16 protein-coding genes are annotated in these 26,074 nt (G+C 52.5%); 3 read left to right on the plus strand and 13 right to left on the minus strand.

Annotated elements, in window-relative coordinates; translation table 11 throughout:
• Positions 1-22 precede the first annotated feature (22 nt).
• The gene (locus HRQ60_RS06210; protein WP_172194781.1) at positions 23-1,882 is read right to left on the minus strand and encodes a hypothetical protein; all 1,860 of its coding nucleotides are present in this window, start codon (positions 1,880-1,882) and stop codon (positions 23-25) included.
• Between the two features lie 510 nt (positions 1,883-2,392).
• Between HRQ60_RS06210 and thrS the strand changes: the two genes are divergently transcribed.
• Positions 2,393-4,357 (plus strand): threonine--tRNA ligase, encoded by a 1,965-nt coding sequence (gene thrS / locus HRQ60_RS06215; RefSeq protein WP_172194782.1) that lies wholly within the window; start codon positions 2,393-2,395, stop codon positions 4,355-4,357.
• A gap of 199 nt (positions 4,358-4,556) precedes the next feature.
• On the opposite strand, the gene HRQ60_RS06220 is transcribed toward thrS, so the two are convergent.
• Positions 4,557-5,771, minus strand: a complete 1,215-nt coding sequence (locus HRQ60_RS06220) for a hypothetical protein (protein WP_172194783.1) — start codon at positions 5,769-5,771, stop codon at positions 4,557-4,559.
• Between the two features lie 217 nt (positions 5,772-5,988).
• Here HRQ60_RS06220 and HRQ60_RS06225 point away from each other — a divergent pair, with 217 nt between their 5' ends.
• Complete coding sequence (locus HRQ60_RS06225; RefSeq protein ID WP_172194784.1) at positions 5,989-6,405, plus strand: hypothetical protein; 417 nt, start codon at positions 5,989-5,991, stop codon at positions 6,403-6,405.
• Between the two features lie 66 nt (positions 6,406-6,471).
• Here HRQ60_RS06225 and HRQ60_RS06230 read toward each other — a convergent pair whose 3' ends face one another.
• The 5 genes from HRQ60_RS06230 to HRQ60_RS06250 form a co-directional block, all read right to left on the minus strand.
• The gene (locus HRQ60_RS06230; protein WP_172194785.1) at positions 6,472-6,654 is read right to left on the minus strand and encodes a hypothetical protein; all 183 of its coding nucleotides are present in this window, start codon (positions 6,652-6,654) and stop codon (positions 6,472-6,474) included.
• Positions 6,655-6,737: 83 nt separating this feature from the next.
• A complete protein-coding gene (locus tag HRQ60_RS06235; protein WP_172194786.1) occupies positions 6,738-11,192 on the minus strand; it encodes a coiled-coil domain-containing protein in 4,455 nt (1,484 codons plus the stop codon).
• Positions 11,143-11,901, minus strand: a complete 759-nt coding sequence (locus tag HRQ60_RS06240; RefSeq protein WP_246281163.1) for a DUF6063 family protein — start codon at positions 11,899-11,901, stop codon at positions 11,143-11,145. The genes HRQ60_RS06235 and HRQ60_RS06240 overlap by 50 nt, the downstream gene beginning before the upstream one ends.
• Positions 11,891-13,471 (minus strand): replicative DNA helicase, encoded by a 1,581-nt coding sequence (locus HRQ60_RS06245; RefSeq protein WP_246281165.1) that lies wholly within the window; start codon positions 13,469-13,471, stop codon positions 11,891-11,893. Before HRQ60_RS06245 ends, HRQ60_RS06240 begins: the two co-directional genes overlap by 11 nt.
• A complete protein-coding gene (locus tag HRQ60_RS06250) occupies positions 13,456-14,514 on the minus strand; it encodes a Wadjet anti-phage system protein JetD domain-containing protein (RefSeq protein WP_172194787.1) in 1,059 nt (352 codons plus the stop codon). The genes HRQ60_RS06245 and HRQ60_RS06250 overlap by 16 nt, the downstream gene beginning before the upstream one ends.
• A 109-nt stretch (positions 14,515-14,623) precedes the next feature.
• Here HRQ60_RS06250 and HRQ60_RS06255 point away from each other — a divergent pair, with 109 nt between their 5' ends.
• Positions 14,624-15,634 carry a TIR domain-containing protein gene (locus HRQ60_RS06255; RefSeq protein ID WP_172194788.1) on the plus strand — a complete coding sequence of 337 codons (1,011 nt, stop codon included), beginning with the start codon at positions 14,624-14,626 and terminating at the stop codon, positions 15,632-15,634.
• Between the two features lie 248 nt (positions 15,635-15,882).
• Here the strand turns inward: HRQ60_RS06255 and HRQ60_RS06260 are convergent, their stop codons facing one another.
• The 6 genes from HRQ60_RS06260 to HRQ60_RS06285 all read right to left on the minus strand — a co-directional run bounded on the left by HRQ60_RS06260 (position 15,883) and on the right by HRQ60_RS06285 (position 26,072).
• Positions 15,883-16,353, minus strand: a complete 471-nt coding sequence (locus HRQ60_RS06260) for a hypothetical protein (protein ID WP_172194789.1) — start codon at positions 16,351-16,353, stop codon at positions 15,883-15,885.
• An 85-nt stretch (positions 16,354-16,438) separates the two neighbouring features.
• A complete protein-coding gene (locus HRQ60_RS06265; protein ID WP_172194790.1) occupies positions 16,439-17,422 on the minus strand; it encodes a DUF4145 domain-containing protein in 984 nt (327 codons plus the stop codon).
• 454 nt (positions 17,423-17,876) lie between these two features.
• Positions 17,877-23,750 (minus strand): DUF4011 domain-containing protein, encoded by a 5,874-nt coding sequence (locus HRQ60_RS06270; protein WP_172194791.1) that lies wholly within the window; start codon positions 23,748-23,750, stop codon positions 17,877-17,879.
• An 83-nt stretch (positions 23,751-23,833) separates the two neighbouring features.
• Positions 23,834-24,490 (minus strand): hypothetical protein, encoded by a 657-nt coding sequence (locus HRQ60_RS06275; protein WP_172194792.1) that lies wholly within the window; start codon positions 24,488-24,490, stop codon positions 23,834-23,836.
• Positions 24,491-24,506: 16 nt separating this feature from the next.
• A complete protein-coding gene (locus HRQ60_RS06280) occupies positions 24,507-25,577 on the minus strand; it encodes a Kiwa anti-phage protein KwaB-like domain-containing protein (RefSeq protein ID WP_172194793.1) in 1,071 nt (356 codons plus the stop codon).
• 54 nt (positions 25,578-25,631) lie between these two features.
• A complete protein-coding gene (locus HRQ60_RS06285) occupies positions 25,632-26,072 on the minus strand; it encodes a hypothetical protein (RefSeq protein ID WP_172194794.1) in 441 nt (146 codons plus the stop codon).
• Positions 26,073-26,074: the final 2 nt, after the last annotated feature.

A 26,074-nucleotide genomic window follows, 5' to 3' on the forward strand; every position in this document is an offset into this window, starting at 1 on the left:
GCTTTTTGGCGCTCTGCCGGAATTACAGATCCATCAGCCCGTAGACCTGTTTCTCCAGCTTTTTCTTGCTTTGTTCCAGCGCCTTGCGTGCCTGTTCGGAGCGGCGCAGCTCTTCGCGATATTCGGTCTGGAGCTTCTCGAGCCGATCGATTTCCGCTTCGAGGAAACCGATCCGTTCTTGCTCCGCCGCCACGACGTAACGCTCGCCCTGCCCCCATTCCCCGTCGGTACGCAGCGCTTCTTCGGCCATTTGACCCAGCAAACGATCCTGCTTGCGCTTCAGATCGATCAAGCTGACGCTCGATGCCGCATAATTCAGCGTGTATTTGATCAGCGCCGAGAAACCCTGACCGCGTTCCCGTCGGGAACTTTCCGCTTCTTCGATCCGGTGCCGGTTATCGGCATACTCTTTCAGCAGGTGATCGAACGATTCGGAAATCGGCGGAAGCTGCATGCTGCTCACGCGCAGCTTGCTCACAAGCGATTCCCGGATATCCGTAATCCGCTTCTTGGAAGCCGCGCGCTCGGTACGCGCCGCTTCCAGCTGCTCCGCGCAGCTGGCCGATTCGCGCTTATAATATTCGATGCGCGAATCTTCTTCCGCCAGCTCGCTCTTGAATGCGCCGTGCTGCTCCGCGCGGGAGCGCCACAAAGCCAGCAGCGAACCGTAATCCGCTTCGGTCTCATCTTCGGAGACCAGCTCCGGCAGAAACAGCTGTACGAGCAGCAGGGGCAGCCGGCGGCGCTGCGGATTCAGACTGCGATAAATCGCTTTGGGCGCGTTCTTCGCTCCGCCTCCGGGCAGCACATTCAAGAAAGCGGGACTCGCCGATACGACCCGGAAACTGAGCCTGCGTCCGTACAATTCCGGCATCTCGCCGATCCCGAACAGCCCTTCCGCCGAAGCAAGCAGCGACATGACGGCTTCATAATGCGCGCAGCCTCTCTGATGCTCCAGCGCGGCAAGCAGCAGCTTGACGCCGCTCGGCCGCAGCGGAGCAGCCGGCTCCGACGCCGCTTCGGGTTCTTCGAAGTCCTGCTCGGAACCCAGCAAAGATTCGTATTCGGCATCCGTCAATCCGGCACTTCCGAACGGTTCTTCGGCGGCTTCTTCGGTCTTGTTGAGGCGTACCGGCGCTGCGGCCGGCTCCGAACCGGCGATCTGACTGTCTTCCCGGATGACATGTTCTTCTTCCACCGCTTCGTTTTGCGCAGCGGCGGCCGCCGGCGATTCGGCAATGCCCGGCAGATCCAGTATCGGGTCCGTCTGTTCGCTGCCTCCGTACTCTTCCGCAGATCCGGTATCGCTTCGCGAGTAATCGAAGTCCGATCCGGCCGTATCCGAGACATAGGAAGCTTCCGGCAGATCGGTCAGGTCTTCCGGAAGGAACGGTTCGATCCGCCGGATATACGCCTCCCATTCGGACTGAGGAGCCGCGTCCAGCAGACGTCCGAGCCCCTGGATCAGCTGTTCGTTCTGATAATCGATCAGCGCTTCCAGAGCGCTCGCTTCGGGATGTTCTTCCCGGTAAACGAAATACGCCCGGTCTTCTTCGGCTGCCCCGAGCTCGATATGTTCCACGATTCCTCCGGCAAATTCCTCCAGCTCGGCCGCCGTTGTCAGCGGCGCTCCGTGCAGACGCGAACGTTTGGCAAGTTCCAGCAGAATCGCAAGCCGCAGTTCGTCGTCGTTCCATTCCCGGTAGGCAAGCGCCTTCTCCTGCAGCTGAGCGGCGAACCGCTGGGGTTCGCGTTTGATCCAACCCCGAATCTTGGAAACGAGCAGTTCCTGAACCGCCGTGTCGCAGCACAGCACATAGACCAATCGAAGTTCGTCGCCGCCCAACTTGCACAATGCCTGGGCAAAAGTATGTCCGTACATGACCCGCCCTCCTTTTATCCGTATCTGTTGTATACCTCCATCATAACCGCTGACAGGGGGTTCGTTCAAACTGCCGCGTCGCTTTCTTCTTTTTTCCCTTGACCTTTGCCGAACGGACGCCTATAATTCAGAATCAACGAAACATTCGGCTTTGACCGGAGTCAATATTCCCCGTGCGCACCGTCCAGAGAGAGAAGCGATTGCTGTGAGCTTCTTCGGTAAGCGGCCCGGAATTACCTCTCCGCAGCCGCGGAAGCGAACGCCGCGCCCGATGCCCGTCCTGAGTGGATGCGCACGGCGGCCGGTAGCCTCCGCCGACCGATCCCCGTTAACGGATCCCAAGTAAGGGTCACGGCTGTTTGCCCGGGAGCGTAAGCTTCCGGAGCCGGGATCGAATGAGGGTGGAACCACGAGCCGAGCGCACTCGTCCCTTTCCGGGGAGAGTGCGTTTTTGCGTTCTCCGGAAGATCGTCTGCGCTCGCCATCCCACTATACTTGGAGGAATGCAGCATGTCCGAACAATTCCCATCCCTATCCGTGTCCCAAGATCCATCCGCCTCGTCCTTGGTCGAAATCACATTTCCGAACGGCGATATCCGCCGGGTAGAAGCCGGTACATCCGTGCTCGAAATCGCCCGCTCCGCCGGCACTTCGCTCGGCAAGAATGCGATCGCCGCCCGGCTGAACGGCATCCTCGTCGATCTGGGCGAAAAGGTGCGCGAATCTTCTGCGCTCGAGATTCTGCTTCCCGGCGACGAAGACAGTCTGCCGATCTACCGGCTCAGCGCCGCTCATCTGCTGGCCCAGGCGGTCAAACGGCGGTATGGCGATTCGGCGGTCAAGCTTGGCATCGGCCTGCCGACCAAAGACGGTTTTTATTACGACTTCGAACTGCCTGCCGCTTTGTCCGCCGACGATCTGCCTGCGATCGAACGCGAGATGCGGAAGATCGCCGAAGAAAATCTGCCTATCCGCCGGCGGGCCGTCGAACGCGAAGAAGCTCTGGCCTTTTTCCGGGAGCGCGGCGAATCGTTCAAGCTCGAAATGATCGAAGATGCGCCGGAAGACGAGAGGTTCTCGCTGTATGAGCAGGGCGAATTCACGGATCTGGACCGCGGTCCGCATCTTCCGTCGACAGGGCGGCTCAAAGCGTTCAAACTGCTTGGCGTCGCCGGCGCCTACTGGCGCGGCGACTCGGACCGTCCGGTGCTGCAGCGGATTTACGGAGCCTCTTTCCCCCGCAAAGAACAGCTCGACGACCATCTGCGCCTGCTGGAAGAAGCGAAGAAGCGCGATCACCGCAAGCTCGGGCGCGAACTGAAGCTGTTCATGTTCTCCGACGAAGCGCCGGGCATGCCTTTCTATCTGCCGAACGGGATGCTGCTGCGGACCGAACTCGAAAACTTCTCGCGAGGCATGCAGCTTCGCAGCGGCTACGACGAAGTGCGCTCGCCGTTCATGATGAACCGCCGCCTGTGGGAAGAATCCGGGCACTGGGACCATTACAAAGACAATATGTATTTTTCCGAAGTCGACGACGAAGCGTTCGCGCTCAAACCGATGAACTGCCCGGGCCATATGCTGATGTACAAAAACGAGCTGCGCTCCTACCGCGATCTGCCGATCCGGATGATGGAGTTCGGCCAGGTGCACCGCCACGAATATTCGGGTGCGCTCAGCGGCCTCATGCGGGTGCGGACATTCTGCCAAGACGACGCGCATTTGTTTGTCCGGCCGAACCAGATCGAAGAAGAAATCGGCAAAGTGATGGATCTGATCGACGGCATGTACCGCGTATTCGGCTTCGATTACCGGATCGAATTGTCGACGCGTCCCGACGATTCCATGGGTTCGCAGGAGCTGTGGGACGAAGCGGAGAACGCACTGCGCCATGTGCTGGATGACCGCGGGGCCGAGTATCGGCTGAACGAAGGCGACGGCGCTTTCTACGGACCGAAGATCGATTACCATGTGCTCGATGCGCTTGGCCGGAGCTGGCAGTGCGGCACGATCCAGCTCGATTTCCAGATGCCGGAGAAATTCGATCTGTCGTATATCGGCGAAGACGGTTCAAAACACCGGCCGGTCGTGATCCATCGGGCCATCTACGGTTCGATCGACCGCTTTATCGGCATTCTGATCGAGCATTATGCCGGTGCGTTCCCGCTGTGGCTGTCGCCGGTTCAGGTGCGGGTGCTGCCGGTATCGGCCCATTACGACGACTACGCGTTCGAAGTTCGCAAGATGCTGCGGGATGCGGATCTTCGGGCCGAAGCCGATGTCGGCAGCAGCAAGCTCGGTTACAAGATGCGTTCGGCCCAGCAGGATAAGGTGCCGTACATTTTCGTAGTCGGGGAAAAAGAACGGGAATCCGGCAGCGTCAACGTACGGCGCTACGACAACGACGCGCAGATCCTGATGCCGTTTGGCGAGATCGCCGCGCAGCTGTCGGAAGAAATCCGGACTCGGCAGTAGGATGCCTGCTTTTCTGCCTGCGGCAGGGTCCGCCGAAACCACGAAGGAAGCGGCTGTCCGCCGGCTTTATCGATGAAACTGCATCACGGACAACGAAAACGGCAAAACCGATCCGAAGCTTCCTCCTTTAAAACGCCAAAAAGCTCTCCCGCCTAAACATGCGGGAGAGCTTTTTCAATTATTGGTAAAGTGCCTGGACTTAAGAATTCCGGCTGTTCTTGAACTCCGTTACCGCCGCGGCAAGCTTCGTACGCGCTTCCTTGAGCGGTTCGATCGTTTTCGATGTCTTGAGCGAACGTTCCGCTTTGCCGATCGCGCGTTTGAGCGTGCCGATCTTCGACGCGCCGTACTGCCCTTTTTCTTTGCCTGCGGGAGAATCGAGCAGCGGCCGCGCCTGAACGATTTCTTCCGCCAGCGTCAGTCCTTCGTTCAGGGCATCGTAAGTGACTTTTACACTTGCCTGAGCGGCATCGAGTGCATTTTTGCCGGAAGAACGTTCCAGCGCCGAGGCCAACGACTTCGCGGATACGTCATATGCTTTCTTCAGCTTGTCCGCCGCTTTGGCATAAGAGCCGGCCGCTTCCGTACGCGCTTTGATGTTCGCTTCGTACTGCTTCAGCACGGTGCTGTAATCCGCCGGATTAAACGATTGGATATCGTTCGCTTCGGCAGAACGCAGCAGGAAATATTTATAGGCCGACAAAGCGCCCGCTTCCGTAGAATTGGCGTTCAGGCGAGCTTGGGCTTCTCTCAGTCCTTGCAGCGCCAGCTTGCCGGATGCGTCCAGGTCGCTCTCGCTGCGTCCGTTTAGAATTTGGGTCTGGGCTTTGGCCAGTGCGCTCGCAATCGTGTTGGCTCCGCCAAGCGCTTCGTCGTTGTAACGGTCGATCGCTTCTTCGAGCTTACGCGAAGACGAGAAGACCCGGTCCGCCGGTGCATTCGGATCGGAGAAGACTTCGGTCGCCCGGTTGCGCGCTTCGATCAGTTTGATCGACTGCTTCTCGGCCGCGCCGAAAGCGAGGTATTGTTCGGTTTTGAGACTCATGATCTGCAGCTGGAGCAGTGCGCTGCGCGAAGCGGATGCCGATGCCTTCTTCGGATCAACCGAGATGATCGGCAGAACCACTTCGGCGTTACCTGCTGTCGAGCCGGAAGACGTACGGATTTGGGTCGGCTGAAGGTTCGGCGATACGGAAGACGTGTTCGTTAAAGACGTATTTACGGCTGCCGAAGACGGCTGCACCTTCTGCGCCGTATAGGCGGAAGACGTTTGCGTCTGCGCCGATTCCGTACGGGAACCGGCTGATTCGTCGGCGAATACCTGCGGCAGAGCGTACACGCCTCCTGCCGCTACGACCGTTGCCAATACGGCAAACGGCCACTTTTTCGCTTTTCCGGGCTGCTTGTTGTCCATCTTGATGCCTCCCTTATGTACAACTTCTGTACAGTAGTATGGTTCTACCTCCTTTAAACCAATAAAGTGGCCGCGAACCGAAAAAAGCCCCTTCTTTTCAGAAAAGGTTTGAAAAATTTCTTCAATAAAGTAACGTAGGACAGCCGGGTAGTCGAATCTGCAACCTTAAAGGAGGCGCCAACGTCAGAAAAATAACCGTAAAGGAGCTGATATTCGTATGAGAAGATCGCGTGCCCTCGTAGGCCTGTCTATGCTGATCGGGCTGGCCGTTTCCGGCCTGTCGGGATGCACGGAAGACAAGCTGCCCGTTGTACAGCCGCAGGTAACGCAGGAATCTGCCCAGCAGATCCCGGAGCAAACGGACGAGATGAAGATGCGCCAAATCGCTTGGAACGGTATCCATGAGAACTCCAAGGATACGCTGACGATCGATTGGCGGGAAGCGGAAGTGTCCGTTATCGACGGGACCGACGTTCCGTATCCTCTGATGAGATCCACCCTGAAGCAGGAGAACATCCCGTCCCGCGTGGTACAGGTGATTTTCCCGACAACGCAGGATGCGGTACTCGGGAAGATCATCGTGTATATCGATCCGTCCACCCAAGACACCATCGGGCTGGCGCCGCGCAAGTAATGGCTGGCAAAAACCCATGCGCGAGCGTCACTGCGACGGTCTGCATGGGCCTTTTTTTGGGGAAAATCAGTTGTGCGATCTGCCGGAATCCGAATCGGAAGCGTGATCGTCGGCATGCGTCTCGGCCTGGGACAGCACCGAACCCGCCAGCGATTTGGCCTTTTTCTCGGACGTTTTGTCGTGAAGCACTTTGGCCGCCAATGCGGACATCTTCTTCGAAGAATGCTTGCCGTCATGGTTGTTGGACATCCGTATCACCTCCCTATGCTAAGCAATAACCGGATTGGGTTGAGGGAAAACATGGAAGAGGGATTCTGGGATCGGAATTTTCCTTAAAATAATTCCATCTGTTTGGGTTTGCCTAAATAGGCCATCGATTCCGGTTCCAGATCTCGAAAATAAGCCTGATTCATACTCTGGTGCGCATCTACAATCTGTTTGCCTGAATCCCCTGCCACGTTTCTCAGCCTGCAGCTGTATAGAACTGGAAAGTAATCACGTAAGAATTTGCCTTCTGCATGCGCGGTCAGGGCAATCATCTGAAACCCTAATTGCTCGGCGATATAGAAAACAGGACTCAGTACGTGTTCGCTGGAAGCTTTGCCGAACGGATTGTCGAGGATCACGGATCGATGCCTTGCCATCTTGCTCTGAATCGGCTGCCGCTTTTCGGCTACGTAATTGAGCAAACCCAGGAAAAGCGCCATATTCTTGCTCCAGCGTTCGCCTCCGGACCAGGAGTTCGACGTTTCCCAGCTGTATGCGGCAGACGTTACCCGATTGTCATTGCTCACTTTGCGGCATTGAATACGGATCGCATTGTCGCCCAGTACTTTGAGCAGCAGCTGCCTCGAATCAAGCCACTTTTCAAGTTCCTTACGCACAAGTGCATCTTGAGGCTCCCCGTGCTCATCTACATATTTTGATCCTTCCAATTGTCGGCTGATCCACTCGATATGATCCTGGATTTTCTCACGGGCAATTTTCTCTTCCCACTGCGGAATTCGGAACGAATAAATTTCTTTGGTTCCTTCGCTTGTTTTGACTCTCGTCTTTTTCGGAATTTCGCCAAGCTCTTGGGCAAGCTGCTTTAAATGATCATGAATGTGAGTGATATAATGCTGCAGCTTTTTATCTTCGGCCTGCTTCTCAATTTCGGCAATCTGGCTGGCTCGCAGCAAGTTTCGCTTGAGAGATTGTTCGAATTCCTGCAGCTCAGTGTATTCTTGTTTATCGGCGACTCCGTTTTTGGCCATCTGACTTTGCTTGAGATCCGCAACCTGTTTGTCGCAAAAATCGATAAACCGCTTTTTGCTTGCTTCGGCTCTGCGCTTTTCTTCGTCGACTTTGCGCTTTTGTTCTTCAAGCCCATTTACAGCAGCTTTGCTGCGTTCAAACATATCGTACAACCAGTCGTTTTGTTCGGACAAAGACAGTTCGGCAGACTCCGTTTTTAGTGCCGGGTTTTCGATGTCATGCACCCGAAGCTGCGGCAGCCATACTTCGCGGGCTTTGGAAATACCGGCATGCTGTTTTCGGGCTGCTGCCATGAGCTCGTTCAGACGATCTTCCTCTCGCTCCAAATGCCGCTTTTCCTCGACTGTCCGTTCTTCCACGCGGCTTAACGGTTCTAGGAAACCCATCGGCTCTTGGCCGTCGAACTGCTCTTTATATCGTTGTTGCTCCGATTTCAAAATTCCGGACTGCTGTTGATAATCCTCGTTTCTCCGTTCTTTTTCCGATAAGAGTAAGGCTCGTTTTTCTGTGCTGATTTGAAGCTTGTTCGACAATTCTTCAAGATACTCCTCCGCGTACAAAGGAAGTTCAAGAGCCCGATCCAGATAAGGATATTTCTGAAGATTGCGCTTCATCGCTTTGTTCGCTTGCTCCTCCTCTATACGATAGCGCTCAATCTCCCGTTCTTGGTTAACTCGATCGGTCGCAACTTTGTCGCGCCGCCGCTCCAAACTCCGTCGGACTTCTTGAAGTACAGGCAAAGTAAATTCGTTTTCCAACGGAAATTCTGCTGCGACCGCTGTATAAAGCTCTTGCTGCCGCCAATATTTAAGCTCTACAGACAATTCTTTCAGATGCCCTTCCTTCTTTTTTTGCTCTTCTATACGTTCAGATACGATATTCTGCGCATCCTGCAAAACCTGTTCCTGCTGCTTGAGCTTGACGAATAAGTCTCGGCGGTTTCGCTCCAATTCGGCTGTTTTTCGTTCAAGTGTGAGGTAGCGATTTCCCTGATCCATCTTCCTTTCAAGAGCCATAACCTGCTGTCTGGCAATCTCCTGTTTTTGCTGAAGCTCTTTCTGCTCCTGTTCAGTGCGAATTTCGTCCGCCGCTTGAGCATCAAGACGTTTTTGCAGAGCATTTTCTCGGGCTGCACATTCGTTTCGACGCAGCTCTGACGCATGGCGCTCTTCGTTCGGGTAACGTTTCAGCAGCTCGGCAAGCCGACGCTCTCCGTCTCTCCACTCCTGAAGTTCCCTTTCTTTGGCTGTTCTCGCACGTTCTGCATGTCCCGCACGTTCTGCTGCCCCGCTTTTCCAAGCTTCGAATGAAGTCGGATTCTCAACCGAACGCCACAACAAGGGTTCGATCCAGTTTCCATCATCCGCATTAGAAGTTCCGCTTCGAATACCTCTGGCTTCGTCCACGCTGAGCACTCGAACAGGAAACTGAAGACGATCCGCGACCTCAAAGATTTTGTTCTTCAGCTTCTCCGTTTCATGAGTCGTCGTAATCAAGGTTAGCGCCCAGAGTTCCCCAACATCAGGTTCTTTGTGCTGCTGGGCATATTCGACCCCGGACTGCAGCAGCGAAAACTGACCGCTCCATCTGTGCAGCAGTTCGGAGGCATAAGGATCGGCGAAAAAAGATTCCTGCTCGCCGTAATCGTCCACATGACGCCGAGCCAACCGTTCCTGACGATACAAATCGTCTTTTTGCGCCGTTTTGGATTCAATCTCTCGCATCATCCGCTGACGAATCGATTCCTCTTTTTCCGGAATCGAGGTCAATCTGGCCCATTCGGGACGAAGTGAAGCCAGTACGTTCCGCACTTCTTCGTGATCTTCGGCGTAACGACGATACTCAGCTTTCAGCCGGCTCAGTTCCTGCTGAATCCCGCTTAACTCAGCCCGACCATCAGCCAGCATTACGCGAAGCCGTTCCCTCTTTTGTTCAAGTTCGCTCTGCTTGGCATGACCGGACAATAACTCCTGTTCCAAACAATTGTATGCTTCATTCCAAATCGGCAGTTGATGTTGGACCGATTCGGTCAGCGGATCATCCAGTATATCTTGGGCCAGCTCTTGAAGTTTCTGACGATCCTTTTTGATCTCTGCTTCGGCTTGTGTATTTTCGCTTCTCAACCGGTGCAAAATCCGGCTCTTTTCAGCGGCGTCTTTATTGAGTTCAAGAAGCTGCCGGTTGATTTGTTCCAATTGAAGTTGTTCTTGCAGCTCCTGCTCCAACAACTTTTGTTCATGCTTCGCGAATATCGCTTTCAACTGACGGGCGTTTTCCCGCCAGGCATTTTCGAGCTCCGCTTCGTCTTCCGAGATCTCCATCTGCGCCAAGCGGTACTCGGCATAACGCAAATTCTGTGCCGCTTCTCGCCTTTTCTCTCTTTCCTGCGCATATTCGATCGAGGCACACTCGCGCTCCAAATCTGCCAAGCGTTCGTTTTCCTGCTCCAACTCTTCTGCGGCTTCATACAGAAGGGTTTGAAGACTTTCTTCCTTTTCTTGCGCTTTGGCAATTCGAAGAGACATCCGTTTTTGTTCCAAGACTTCCCTGTCTTCTGTAAGCTTGGCCATATGACGATCCAGTTCATTTATACGCTCCTGCTGCCGAGCTTCCGACTGCTTGACATAATTCCATGTGTAAAAAGCGGACCGCCGCAGCTTTAGATACTCTTTTTGCTGTTCATCGTAAAAGGCGTATCCTTGTACATACCGCTCCAATTGCTCAATAATCCGCTGGTTGGTTTCAATCTTCAGCTTCAGCTCTCGATACTGCTTGAAGCCGTCACGCTGTGCTTGAAACAAATTTGCAAAGCTTTTCTGATCGTAGCCCTGCATCGAATTTTCGATGGTCGGAATAAGCAGTCGGTCGACCAGATTAGACGTCGTTTTACACTCTTCGAAAAAAGCTTCCACGCCGCCTTCGTTCGAATTGATCTTGACGACCGCTTCCCATTCCGTCGCCACGATCTGCAGTTCGTTTTCCAGATGATTCCGGTATTCGCCGATTTTATCGAACTGTCGTGCCTGAAGTCTGAACCGCTGAACCATCGAGTGATAATAGTCCTGCATTTCTCCTTTGTCGCTCGCCCGGGTTCCGCTGTCGCTTTTCCGGGTAAAAGGCAGATTCGTAATCCCGTGCTCGTCCTGATCGCCGTATTCATAGACATAACGATAAGAGTCCAGACTTCCCGAATTCATAAAAAGAGTCACGCAGGTGACGGCATAACGGCGGCGGGGCTTATCGGCCAGCAGCCATTCGACCGCGATATGCGCCGGCCCGTTTTCGAGCTGCAGCGTTTCGCGCATCCTACGCCCGGCCAGATCGGTATGCGGAATCACCGCCTGCAGCGCCGCCTGAATAAAGACCGTTTTGCCGCCTCCGTTCTCCAACACGATCGCGCTGTTGTGTCCGTCGAAGAAAAAGGTGGAGTCGTTATAACGCTTGGCTCCCGCCTCGTAAACCACATTGGTAAAACGAATTTTAGAAATCGCCGGCATGGCTCTGCTCCTCCTCTTCAGCCCGATCGGCATATCCGTATAAGAACTCGAGGATGCCCCGGTTATATTCCGTTTCCATGAAGTAACGCTGAACCACGATTTTCGTTTTTTCGTTCAGCCCCAGCTCGTTCACTCCGACTTCAAGCGCCAGCTCCTGGTGCAGCAAAAAGCGGCGAACGCTGTCCAGAAAGCTTAAACGGCTGTTCGTCTGTCCGCTCTGCCGCTTGGCGCCTTCCCTGATATCGTCGATGGCATCCCAGCGCTTGACGATCTCGCTCCAGCGATAGCCGTAATCTATACTGTCCTGCTCCAGCTGTTCCTCGCCGCGCTCCTTGATTCCTTCCATTTTGTCGCGCATCAGGTTCAGCCATTCATCTACGCTAAGAAAACTTCGTATCGGCTCGGCCGTCTGGTAGCTGTCGTAAAACGCTCCGATCCAGACGATCACCGCCACGTACAGCAGATAAAGATCGGCGTTGAGCGCACCGGCTTTCAAATAATTTCTCTTCAACGTGTCGTTGTTCATATGAAAAGGCGAAAGTCTAGCCAGAGGGATCAGCATGAGCTGTTCGCCCGCCGCAATGACCGCGCAGTCCGATTCCTCTGCGAAACGATCCACCAATCCTCGAATCCGGTCGTCATTTTCATACAGCTTAGTTTGTTCGGCTTCCGCACGCCCGGACTTGGCCAGTTCCACATAAATGCGGAACGCCTTCATAATCTCCTGCTCGTCAAATTGCATGATTCCCCTCCGTTCGCTCGATGATCATATCCTGAATCTCGTATCGCTGTGTCACGCGCAGTACTTCGCCACTTTCCGTGACATTTAAGGTCTTTCCCTGCAGTTCTTCGCCGATATCTTCCTGCAGTCCGCTGCTCCCTCTGGCCTCGCCGCCCGAGTCCGTCCATCCTCTATCCGAGATCGGGCTGCGCTGATGCAGGATCAGCCAGCAGTCGTAGAAACCGCGGCTGCTTAGCAGCTCTTCTTCTCCCTGTTCGCGCAGCCATTCGATAAATTGATTCAAATAAACGATTTCGCGATTTTTTTCGTCGAAAAAGGCCATTAGTAACCGAACGATTCGAACGATGCCGATCCTGCGCTGCTCCGCAAATGCATCTTCTTCCGCCTCGTCCATCTCCATAAAAGCGGCTTGTCCGCCGGATTCTTCGCCGCGTCCGGCCAACTGCTGCTGGGCAAACACGGTCAGCGGCGACCACAGCTCTGCCCGCTCCAACCCGATGAAAGGCGCAATCACTCCCTGCATGCTCTCGGGCGAAAGCAGCTTGCCGAAAATAAACGCGCCGACCTCCTGCTCGAAACTGAACGCGTTCATTCCGGTATAATACATCGACTCTTTGGCCGCCCGCAGCGCCTGATTGCTCAATTCGTAGCTCTTCTGCAGCAGGCGGGTATGCTCGTTATGGACGCCTTCCAGCTCTGTCCCGATCCGCAGAATCAGTTCGTAAGCTTTCTGATTACGCGGCAGTTCGCGGTCGGCGTAGATCCGCTCACGCGTTTCCCGCACGAATTCCAGCAGCTCCTTGAACTCCTCGCTTTCCCGGTTCAGACGAAGGTCGATATCTTCCAGCAGATTTTTGTAGCGTTGAAACGTATCTTCGGACACGATGCTTCGCTTGATCTCGCTCTCGATACGGGAAATGCGCTCACGCAGCGTCTCCACGTCGATATGCATCTCGTCGATCTGACGCAGTGCCCCCTGGAATTCGCCTTTCTCCAGCTGCTTGCGCAGCAGAAGCTGGTGGATCGAAAGCTGAAATTCCAGATAGAATTCCTTGGTCGCAAACACAAGCTCCAGCCCGTCTTCGTCCAGCGTGTAATACTGGGTAACCGTCTGGGAGTCGTGGCCGTCCGCTTTGAGGATCGAAGTTCGCGCCGTGCGTTCTTTCCCGGTGTTCAAATCGAAAAAAGTGAATTGGTGCCCCAAACCGTCCGCCGGGCGAAATACGCGGATGATGCGGCTGACGATGTCTTTGATATCGCCAGCCTCCAGCCGGTACAGCCCTTGAGTGGCTTCCGTCAGAAACTCTTCATGTTCTCTGGCGCTCGTCTTGCGGCTGCGAAGCAGCTTCTTCTCGAAAAAGAACAGCAGCGTCAGCATGCCGAGTTCCATCATGGCGATCGGCTTGCCGTCGAGATCGTTTTTTCGTTGACGGCCCAGCTCGAACAGCGGGTCGAATAACGCCAGCTTGTCCATACGCGAGGGGAAGTCCGCAAGAACCGCGTTCACATCGACGTCTGCCGCTATTCGTTCGCGCCGCGAATTCTGTTCCTGTTCTAGGTTTTGTTCCATACCGACATCCTTCCTATACGGTGCAGTTCTTCCGCGGACAACACTTCCTGCGGGATATAACGCCCTTCATTCAGCAGCTCGGTCAGCCGCTGGGCTGACTCGTCAGGCAGATGCTGCGAAAATGCGCTCAGTGCAGCGTGATCTCGTCGCTGATTAGACTTGCCGGGCACTGCCTCATGCTGCAGCGCCGCTATGTAAAACGGTGCAGCCAGCCGGATATGATCGTACCGCCGATTCAGACTGTGCCAGATCCGGATGCCTTCCCAGTCGAGATCGCCGAAATAATAAAAGGCATGATGAACATGCGGCAGCGGCACTTGCTTGGCAAACATCTGCAGGTTACCGACAATCTTGTTGCCCGAACCGTAGATCACGGTGGCAAAAGGAAGATCGTTCAACTTGCCGAGCAGTGCATGGAAGGTCGCTTTATTTTCTACAATGAGATGGGAAGCACTCGAGCCCGAAGTTGGAACGCTGCTGAATAGTTTCGGGTGGATCGCCAACATTAGAGGGTCGCTTGCCGGAAGAATGCGCATAGATGCCCATAATCCAATTTTCTCAAGCAGCTCTCGGCCGCCCTGTTCGTCAATCCACTTCTCGTCTCCGGTCAGCGCGAAGCTGCGTTCCGGAGCGGTGATCTCGTTTTCCGGCAGTCCGTACTGCGCCAGGTATTGATGAATTTGCCGGATGTGAGGCAGGTCGGTCTCCCATTCTTCGGATGTTCGTCTGTAGTAAGTGTCCAATTTGATCGCCGGGTGAAGCTGCTGCGCAGCCGTCTGGATGATCGACACCTGATCACGACGCAGCTTCTGCCGATGAATTCTATAGCGGTAGGCCAGCGAAGGAGTTCGTCCATTCCGGCCGTGCGATTTGACAGGAATAAGCAGCCCATCCTGTTCCAATTGGAGTAGGGCTTCGGCAAAGGCCGGATAGTCGACGGCTTGACCTGCCAAAGCGGATTGCAGTTCGGTAAGATCGATATTAGATTTCCGGTAGGATTCAATGAAGGAGAGCATGAATGTGACAATATCGGTTTGTGGCATGAGACCTCCCAAAATAAATTGGAGCGTATGTTCGTAATCTTACTGCTATCTAACTAAAGATATTATATAATAAATCCAGTTAAGGAAATGTCGGGAGGAGGGAATTTTTGTGGAGAAACCGCGATTGTTTATCGGTTCGGCGCGTGAATCGATGAACTATGTAACAGCGATGCAGGAACAGCTCAGTTATGACTTTGAAGTAACGCCTTGGACAGCCGGTGCTTTCGGAGCAATGGAGTATACGATGGAATCTCTTCAGCGACAATTGGACGAGCATGATTACGGGGCTTTCGTCTTTTCGCCAGACGATCTTGTCCAGCATCGCGGCCAGTTAGTGTTGGCAGCTCGGGATAATACGTTGTTCGAACTCGGTTTATTTTGGGGGAAGCTGGGGAGAGAACGCGTTTTTTGTTTAATTCCTGATTCTGTTCCTCAGCAGATCGAAGGACGGGAAATAGACGGCTTTCACTTGCCTTCGGATATGGAAGGACTCAATGTTCTTCGTTACGAAGTCCGACCGGATCGAAGAAACGATCAGGCTACAGTAAACGTGGCATGCGGAAAAATCACAGCCATCGGAAAAGAGCTAGGAAAAGTTCAACGTGTCGAGCAGCAGTTGGAAGAAGTCGTAGCACTCAGCGAAGTCAAAGACCAACTCATCTCCTTTTTGACCGATCTGATGGGTCCTGAGATTCTGCATAATCGTTATGAATCTCTTTACCTAGCGATCCGCAATGCTTATAGGCTCGATGTGCTGCCGGGATTTTCAATCTCTCAAGGCGCGATCTGGAAAGTAAAAGACAATGAGATTTTTCAGGTGGCGGGAGATGCAAGCAAGGGAAGAACTTATTCGCTTCAATATAACGAGGGTAAAGATGAGCAAGAATGGGCGCGTGTGGTAGAATGTCACCATACAAAAGCTGTTCAGTTTAATTATCATGCACGAATCGCGTTGAAAAACGTCTATCTTCTATGTTACCCTGTATCTAACAGGATGGTCATTTCCTTGCATCTACGCGGCCGGGAAGACGTATCTCAAGCTGATTTCGCGCGTCTCACAGAACTGAACGAGGAGCTAATGGGTACCGTCGATTATTTATATGGAGGGGATGAAGCATGAGACAAAAATCGAATAATCATAACCTCACTAGATCGGGCAGTTGGTCTCCCACAAAAGCGAGAAAGGTTCATGTACATGCGCGTTTGGGAAAAGTGAAATTCTCGCAGCCGGTCCAGCATAAATCCAAGTTGCTGTATCAGCAGCCGGCGGAGTATAAGGTGCCTGGGTTTTTGAAGGATTTACTGGAAGCCAAGTAAATGGTATGTATAAAAGCGTCTAATCAGCTGATTGAGCTGTTAGACGCTTTTTTACTCAATAACTTGTACCCTTTTAGAATACTTTTTCAATTTCTTCAAAGTACTTTGAGGAAAGTAAGGGGTTACTTGATCAAGTTGCTTTTTGTAATAATTTCTTGGAGCGATTTTTCTTAATCTAGCCAGATATCGATTATAAGAACAAACACCAAGACGTTTGCCGCACCCACAAGGACAAAGCATTTTATTTGCTTCTCTTTTATGAGATTTCATTGCGTTCAGAACCATCCATACTTGCTCAGGAGATTGCAATCCCCATAGCTGCTTATAATCGTCGAGTATTCCTTTAGGGCCGTGAGCGAGTTCACCAAAAAGGAACTTCCCACCATTTTTCAATTTATGCGACACACAGTATAAATAAGGAATCAAGCAGCTTTCTGCAAATTGAAGGAGATCAGGTTTTGCAGAAAGCTTTCCCAATAAATTTATAGGTGACTCTAAACATAAAGTGCCATCGGGATTCACATGATAGTCTCCATTATTAGGAATTTTTTATCTATTTCTTTTACTTCTGGTAGAACATATGGAAAGCCGCGAGACACCACAATACTCAACATGTATTCGTCATGAATTTGAGGCCCTCCAACTGCTTCAGATAAGGGCGGCCGTTGGTGGCAAACAGAAACGGAACGAAGTAATCGCCCCAAGGCTCCATAACCTGCTCGTCTCCATGCCGAACGACAAGCCTGGCATACTGCTTTGCCTGCTCGATATCCGACGGAATATCTTTGCTCATCTTTTTCGCTTCGACTAATCCGACCAGTTTCAGCCCTATAAACAAGGCATAATCGGCATAACCCTTTTTCAGCGGCCACTCGGCAATCGCGCGGTTTTTCCCTTTTTCCGGTCTGGCTCCATACGCATAACGCAGCTGCTCCGTATCCGCTTCCCATCCGGCGTCCCGAAGCTGCTCATCAATGAGCACGCGGGTTTCCCGTTCGGTCAGCTGCAGGTTGCTGCCGGTTCGCTGACCGACACGGCGGCGACGGTCTTTATCCGTGCTGCTGATTTCGACCTGTGCCGCACGAACAATTTCCAATTCACGTTCCATCTGCGAAAGCTTGTCTTCGTAACTTTGCGTGATTTGTTCTAGTTCGGTTTCGGTAATTACGGTGTCTTGTGCCGGTTCCGTATAGGTCGGGGCTTTGAAGCTGTAGTCTCCGTAAACCTCCATGAACCATACCGCAATCCGGAAAGACATCTGCAGCAGTGTCAGCGCTTCTCTTTCGGTCCCGTAATCCGGATTATGTGCAGCACTATTGCCTTTGGATCTTATGGTATGAAACAGATTGATCATCTCGAAAGGGACAATCTGTTCGTTTTTCAATTTTCTAAGCCGCTCGTTTTGATTGACAACACCGACTTCTTGGATTTGTTCAAAAGCCGTGATGTACTTGGCGATCGTTTCAGCAAAGGTTCGTATTTTCATAATTGCTGTATTCGGATCTTGATAGACGTTGCGTTCCGCCGCTTCGGCGACTTTATCGAGCACTTCCCATTTTTCCGCAAGAAAATTAAAGTTCTGAGACGCCATTTTGCATCCGCTCCTATTTTGGGTGAGTTCTGCCAATCGTCCAGATTTAGTGTATCAATGCTCGTAAAATAATGTCCAGCTTCTATGAAGATTGAAAGAATAAAAATAGGCCGCAACAGGCGGCCATACTTATTTCTATACTTAAATTTTCAAGTCAATCGAGAAGACATCACTACGAATCGATCCAATATCGCTCTCCATCGAACTCACATTGGAGTCAATCGTGCTTACATTTGAGTCGATTGTACTTACATTAGAATCGATTGTGCCTATGTCCAGCTTTATCGAATGCAAGGCTAAGTCAATTGAAGATACATCAGTGCTCATACCTGACAATTCCATTTCCACATTAGATACTCTTGCGTTCAGTTCGCGAAGTTCCGACAGAATTTCCGATAGCAGACTTACCATTTCATCTATACCGCTCACCTCCCTCCATCACGATAGCTCTATCTCAAATCCCCAAATAAATCTCCCGCTTCGTCTCTTCCTCCAAATACAACTTCAATCGCTCCACCTCATGCCGCCGGTTCTTGAACCACTCCTGCGACCAGATCCGGTAGATCTTCCAGCCCAGCCCTTCGAGTACCTGCTGCCGCAGCCGATCCCGGTCTCTTGCAACCTTGGAGCTATGATAATTGGCCCCGTCGCATTCGATGCCAATCAGATATTTGGTCTTATCGTCCGGATCAACGATTCCCAGATCGATCCGATAACCCGAGCAGCCGACCTGCGTATCGACGGTATATCCCATATCGGTGAGTACCCGATACACGTCTTCTTCGAACGGAGAATCGAATTTGGGAATCCCGCCTTCTCCTCGAATCATCGGCTGATAACCGTACATCACGTTCTGCATGTACTGCTTCAGGTGTTTCAAGCCCGAGTTGGCCTCCACCTTGGCTTCCGGCAGATCGTCCGGCGTGATGGAACTGACCAGCTTCATATGGTACTTCGCCCGGGTTACGGCTACGTTGAGTCTGCGCTCGCCTTTGGCTTTGGACAGCGGTCCGAAGTTGTAGTAGATCGATCCGTCCGCGGCCCGGCCGTATCCGACGCTTAAGAAGATGACATCGCGTTCGTCGCCCTGTACATTCTCCAGACTTTTCACGAAGAACTCCTCGCGCGACCCTTCCTGGAAGTACTGCTCGAATTCCGGCTGCTGACGGCGCATGATCTGCAGTTCTTCTTCGATTGCCGCGGCCTGCTTCTGGCTGAACGCGATAACGCCCAGCGATTGATGGCCATGATCCCGATAATGTTCGAACACCAGCTCGGCAACTCTGCGCGCTTCTGGCCGGTTAGTGCTGCTGCTTCCGCGGTCGTAGATGCCGTCTTGGACATGCACAAAGTCGGTACCCAGGTAGCTCCCGTTATCCGCGCTGGGGAAGGTGATCAGATTGTTATAGTAGAAAGCTTCGTTCGAGAATGTGATCAGCGACTCGTGCTTGCTCCGATAATGCCAGCGCAGATCCAGCGGAGGCAGGATGTTCGCGCATTCGTCGAGAATGCTCTCGTAATTCACTTCCTCTTCCTGCTCTTCGTCCGTATCGTAATCTTCTTCGATCCCGCTGCTCTGGAAAAAGTTTGTCGGCGGCAGCTGCTTGGTATCCCCGACGATAATGACCTGCTTGCCCCGAATCATCGCTCCGATCGCGTCTTCCGAGAAAATCTGGGAAGCTTCGTCGAAAATGACCAGATCGAATTTGATTTTGTGCGCATCGATATATTGGCTGACCGACAGCGGACTCATCAGGAAGCAGGGCTTGAGAGACTGAACGAAATCCGCCGCTCCCTGCATCAATTGGCGAATCGGAATATGCCGCTTTTTCTTGCCGATCTCGTGCAGCACCAGCTGCTTTTCTCGCAGGAACGCGGGAGCCGACAGCGCATGTTCCCTCTCGCTCTCCAGCTTCTCTTTGATTCGAATCACGTTCAGGTTCTGGCTGCCGCTGTCCAGCTTGCGGAACTGCTTCAGATCTTCGCCCGCTTGATGCGCGTCGAACTCCGCCAACAGGTCTTCCTGCTCGTACACGCGATCGAGCCACTGTTTGAACAGCCTTTTCTGGAACAGATCTTTCAACGAATATTCGCCGCTCTCGCTCATGGCCTGATCGACGAAATCTCCCAGCCCGCTCTCATACGCCTGCTTCTGCAGGTTCCGGTAGCGAATCCAGCTCTCCATTCGGTCCAAATGTGGCAGTCTGGAGTTCGCATAGCCATTTAGCATTTCCCAGGTGAGTTCAGCTTCGGACCGACCGGCGAAAGCAGCGGACAGGTCGAACTGTACGCTGAAACGGCTCGTCATATCCGTTAAAGCCATCTTCGATTGTTGAGCATTTTCGATCAGCCCTTGCAGAAGCGGTTTATTTTCTGTCCCTTCTGCGCAGACAAGCTGAAGCAGTGGATTCAAGGCAGCGTCTTCGCCCAGCAGCCCTTTCCATTCTTCCGTCCATGCAAGCGCATCGAAGATCAACGGCCAGTCCGTCGAAAAACCCTGAATGCGCGAACCGAACATCTGCTGCAAACGCTCCATTTGATGTTCCAGCGCCGATTCCCGTTGTTGAGCCTGCGAAGCCAGTTCCAGCTTAGCCCGCAGCTCGGCAAAGTCGGCAAAAGGCCGCTTGGCCGTCGATCGGATCGACAAGTACGCGGTGCGCCAACGCTGCATGCCGCCTACAAATTCGTTTAGATGTTCGCTTATCCACGTCAGCGATCGATCGTTTGCGTGGATTCCTTCTTCGTCCTGAATGACGGTCGGAATCTCGGCATCCAGCGTTTGAATAGAACGTTCCAGAGTATGAACATGCTGTTCAAGAGACTTTTGTCGATCGCGATAATCGTCGGTATTATCAATGGCAAACTGCGCGATTTGGGTCGGAATCGTGATGTTCTCCGCATGAAGGCGTCCGATTTCTTCCAGCGCCTCCTGCAGATCTTCCCAAGGCGTATCTTCTCCCTGAAATGCTTTGCCGAACGTATGGCGATAGTACGCTTCTTTGTCCTTCAGCGAATTTTGCAGTTCCCGCAAAGACTGCAGTCTGAACAGATCTTCCATCAGTTCGCGATATCGAGGCTCCCCATAACCGATACGGAAATCGACAATTGGCTTTATTCGCGAAACCAAAGATTGAATTTTGCCGCTGTCTTCCAACAAACGCGAGATCATCTGATCCAGGTTCCAGCTCTCCAATTCCGGAGCGAGCGAAGCATTCCAAATCTGCGGAAAAGCCGTTTTCAAACCCAACAGGCAGCGAATCAACGCTTCCGAGTTTCGTTTAAGCTGCCGATGGCGGCTTAACAGTTCTTCCGTTCTTCCCGAAGGTGCCACGAGAAGCTCCTGTAGAGCCGAGGATACCGGTTTGCCCTGATGCCAATCCACGATTTTTTCGGTCGTCGCGATCGAATCTTCGATGGCGCTCCAATCCGAGCGAAGTCCCAGATAATGACGTCCCATCAAGGCAGCCCAATGCGATTCCTGTTTTTTTAACTCCGAACGGTAATTCAATGTCCGCCTAATGGCGCGAATGTCTTTTAAGAAAGCCTGAAAATCCACTTTCCCCGCTTCTTTACGCTGCGCGGAGAGCCAACGCACATCTTTGCGATATCCTCCGCCCAACGCTCGTTTGACCGGCGATTGATATTCGTTCAGACAGCGGTTGTGCACCTGCTCGATCCGTTCTTCGAGACCCGGCTCGTCCAACAATTCATCCACATAGACAACCTGCAGCTTCTTCCGATCCTTTTCGAACTTCCCGAGCAGCTCTTTGGCGTTCTCCAGTTCCTGGCGTACTTTACGGCTGTGCGAAGAATCGAACCATCCGCGTTCCGGCTGCGGATTCACGGCTACAAGCTCCATGATTCGGCTTAATCGTTGGACGTCGGACGTCTGCGTCAGTTCAAGCTGGAACAATTCTTCGAACTCGATCTTAATCTCGCCCCACTGCTTGTACCATCCGAATAACTCTTCCAATGCCGTCAGAATTTGAGTCGAGTTATCGTACAGCGTTTCTTGAAGCAGGGAGTGGTCCGGGCTTGCAAAAATTTGAACGCCTGTGGTACTCTCGTTAATCTGCTTGATGAGCGTTCCCGCGTCTTGCCCGATAAAAGAAGTTTCGTACGCCGCGAGCAGCTGCTGCCGCATCTCCGACATCCGCTCATGATCGCTTTTCGCCAAATGTGCCTGTTGGATTGCGGTCTTCCAACTGCTTCTGACAAACCACGCGAATGACGGCTGTACTTTTAGATTAAAAAGCTTCATATAACGCGACAACCGACGGTAATCGTTTAAGCTCGATACCTGCTGCCCGGTCGCTTTGACCGTCTCGTCAAACAGTCGAAGCTGCTCCCTTACGCGCCCGAAGTCTTCCGCCGCCTGTTGAATCTTTTCGCCCTGATCGTCCAGAACCTTTAAACGTTCCTTTTCCGGAACCTGATCGAGGAAGTCCGAATCGCCGAATAGGGTCTCTTGCAGGTCCTGTACGGGAAGCTCCAGAATCTGTTCGTCGAAGCTTTGAAGCAGTTCGCCGCGCCGCGCAAAAAATTCTCCGACTTGTTCTTGATGCTCCCGCGCTTCACGGATAAGTTCTGAAACGTCCAGCGAAGTCAGCCATGCTTGCGGAGGACGAGGCGACACGGCCGCCAATTCCAGAACGGAAACAATCCGATCCAATTCCTCCGTGCGAGAAACTTGAAGTTCCGTCTCCGCAGAAAGGGTTTCCGCAAGAGCAAGAGCGTTTCGGGTGACATCGGCCGTATGCTGAAGCAGTTTTTGAACGTTGGCCTGCAGCTCGAACGAGAATCGGCCTGCCGACAAAGCTTCCCAAGGTTGCGAGTCTGCCTGTGAAGTTTGATTCCGGTAACGATCCAGGTCGGCCAGCAGGCGATAAATTTCTTCTAGGTTTTGATCCGCGGAAAGATGGACGGCCGACAAAATTTCAGGAATATCTTTTAATGGGTTAAGCAACCCTTGCACTTCGTAGACGCTTTTTCCGTAAGGTTGACGTACCTCGTGCAATTTTTCCGAATACGTATTCAGACGGTCGCGCAAATAATTCATCTGCTGGTAGATTTCTTCCGGAACCTTTTTGGCTGCAGCCGGCTTATTAATCGTATCCGCAAGCGAATCCAGCACCTGACGTTTGCCGGCTTTATGACTGTGCATTTCCAGACAGAATTCGCTTAATCCCCGTTCTTCGAGGCGGTCTTTAACGACGTTTAAAGCCGCCATTTTTTCGCTGACGAACAGAACTTTTTTACCTGCCGCCAGGCATTCCGCCACAATGTTCGTGATCGTCTGACTTTTTCCCGTTCCCGGCGGCCCTTGCAGAACGAAGCTCATCCCCTTCTTGGCTGCGATGATCGCGCGCTGCTGGCTCGAATCGGCATCGACCACATTGAAATTTTGTTCGGCCGGAACTTCTTTGTCCATGCGGCTTTCAGAAGGAATCAACCCTGCATCGAAATTCTGTCTGATCGTGTCTTCTCCGGCGGTACCGACAATTTCGCGGATCAGAGGATGGCTCTCGAGCAGATCCCGATATTGTTCAAGGTCTTTATACATGACCAACTTGTTGAAAGAAAATAACGACAAATAACAGTCTTCCTCAACGGTCCAGTCTTGAAGATTTTCGATTTTGTCATACACTTGCTCAAAAATATCCGTGAAATCCGGATTATCCGCTTCGAATGTCAGATCGCTCAATGTCAATCCAAACTGTTCTTCCAGCACATGGTTAATAAACGGATTCACAATGATTTCCTGCTCGTAAATATTTAGGGTAAAAGGAGAGTTAGCGGAGGTTTTCTTGATCATTACCGGAAGCAGGAGCAGAGGTGCACTGCTGGTTTGAGTAGAGTTGGTCCCTGTGCCGGGTTTCCATTTCAACAGGCCGAAGGTAAGGTAGGCGATGTTGATGCCCTGCTCGTTCATTGCGGTACGCGCACTGTTGCGGAGTTTGGTCAAAGCTTTCTTCAATTCGTTATGTTGTTCATTGATCCGCCCCTGGATGTTTCTCTCCCAATCTTCCTGGTGCTTTCTTCTTTGGGCAGGGTTCATCTTATCGCTTTCAGCCGAAGTGATCTCGTAAGACTTGCTTTGCAGCCGCCGAACCTCTTCAAGAAAAGGCGTTTCCAATTCTTCGAGATTCAAATACTGCTCGTCAAGAAGCTGCTCGGCCAGCCATGAAAGATTTTCCGACAATCTTAGGCTGTTTGTTTTTTTCGGTTTAAAATTGAGCAAAGGATTTCTTCCGCTGATATCGATTAAATCCGATTTCCATTTCTCGATTTTCTTATCCATTTTCTGTTTGCCTTCTGCTGTATTCATCTGCACAACACCTTCCATTAGACCCTGATAATTGCCATTATACCCCTCCTTTAGTCATTGGTCACTTGGTATTTTAGAACCTGTTATTTCTCCATATCTTCCCGGCTTACCACATACAAATTCCCCGTCAAGCGTTCACCCCGGTACTTCTTCCCAAGATCCAGATCCTTCTCCCGCACAAGCAGAACCACTTCCCGCCGCAGCTCTTTGTCTTCTTTTTCCGCTTCCGTACTGTGCTCCGAGATCGTTCCCTTGAATACCTGGAATCCCGACACGAAGAACAGCGGACAGGTCGCGATCGTATCGGTCTTCACAAATACGGCAATAATGAAGACAATCATCAGCAGCGATACGGCAAAATGGGTGATCGACGAATAATCGAGGGCCAGTCTCGGCAGCAGCAGCGTCATCAGGAAAAAGGTATAGTCGCTCGCCGGAAGCTTCTCGAAGCGGCGAATCGCATATCTCCGTCCGCCGCGGTTCGCACGCACTCTTTGGGCGGGTTTGCCCAGCAGCCAGACGATGACCAGACGATAGAGCAGCAGCGAACCGCCCAGAACCGCCAGCAGAAACAGCGCCTCCGCCATCCAGATCTGTCCGCCCAGCCGTTTCGACCATTCTTCCTCGCTCAACCCTTGCGGCAGCAGGCCGTTCCGGTACAGAAATCCGCCGATCATCAATGCAATCAGCGGCGCATAAGCAGTCGTCCAGAGGATGATCGGTTCTTTTTTGCTCCACATGATCCGGCTCCTTCCTCTAGGCGTGATCGCTTTCTTGTTCTTGCGTGTGATCGATAGAGTCGGTCAGTCCGAACTCTTTGGTCAGGAACGACTGTACAATCTTGTCCGCGAAAAAATGCAGCAGAACGGTAGGCCGCCGCCCTTCCGGATACACGACCCGCTCCCGCTCCAGATCGAGAAAATCGTACAATTCCCACAGCGGCGCATACATACGGCGGTATTCCTCCGCCCGTTCGGGATGCGTCGGCACACGTTTGCGGATCATCCTGAGTTCGCCGCAGCGTTCGCCGAAGCTTCGCTCGATCGCTTCCAGCTGCTTGCTTCCCATCTGTGCGAGGGTCCTTGTATAGAAAAAAGCGCCGCAGTCCCGTTTGAACCGGTCTTTGTCCGCTTTTTCCATCTCGAAAAAAGGCAGCGACGTAATCGCCTCCAGATTGTGTTCTTTGGCTTTGAGCACATGATCGCGGTAATCGAACACATTCTCGAACGTATCGAGTCTCGAAATATATAATTCGTTGTCCCACAATATGAATTCGATATTCCCGCCCAACTCGACCAGTTCTTCTTTGGCAAAGTCCAGTTCGCCGGAACGGCCGAAAGCGAGTCTTTTGCGGGATGCGCTCTGTTTGGGTTTGCGGTAAAAAAAGAAATGCAGCCGTTTCCCGTCAAGTTCCGTCTGCACGATCTGAAACTCGGTCTTGGCCGGATCGAGCAGCGGATCGGGGTTCGCCAGCGCGCGCAGCAGAGCCGTCTTGCGCTCGTACGGCAGTCCGATTTCCTTCTCCAGCTTCAGCCTGGCCAGCCGGTCGCGCTTTTTCACTTCCAGATGGTATTCGCCGATCTCGAAACGCCGCGAACCGTCTTCTTCCTTGATTTGCAGACGCCGTACTTCCTGCACGATCTGTCTTTTGAGCCATTCGCCCACTTCTTCCGACAGCGCAAATTCTTTGGCCCGGTAATAGCGATCCGACTCTTTCTGCTTGCGCAGCAGGAAGAATGCCAGATCGATGCCGCGCAGTTCTTCCGAGGCGGACAGGCAGCTGAGCCGGGTCAGCGGATGGTTGCGGTCATTGATCCCAAGATTCATGGACAGCCTCCTTTGCGATTTTTCCAACTTACCGTCAGGCTCCTGCTTCTACGCTCAAATCCGTTTCCCGTAATACCCCCACAGCGAGAAAAATACAATTAACATAAACAGCAGAGTACTCAGCAGGGTGATAAACGCCGTGGTATCGAGGAAACCTGCGATGACCGTAGCGACGGCGATGCCTACAAAAGCGATCGACGTGCCAAGCGCTGCGGCGCTGCGGATAATCGCGCCTTCCCGCTCGTCGTTTTCTTTAATATACATCTTTTTGAGCGCTTCCTCACTTTTGGAGCTTCGGATGTACTGCACCAAGAAACCGATAATAATCAGCTCCAGACCGAAGAAAATCCCTTGGTGAAACCCTTTTGTAAAACTGTTCAAGACGGGCAGCTCGAACCGATAAAACATAAATCCCGCGTAGATCAGAGCGATGCCTGCGGCCAGCACCCACAAGACGCGAATCCGAATTCGTACTTTCTTCTTGAATGTCTCCATGT

The sequence above is a fragment of the Saccharibacillus qingshengii genome (genome assembly GCF_013185195.1).
GTDB lineage: Bacteria > Bacillota > Bacilli > Paenibacillales > Paenibacillaceae > Saccharibacillus > Saccharibacillus qingshengii.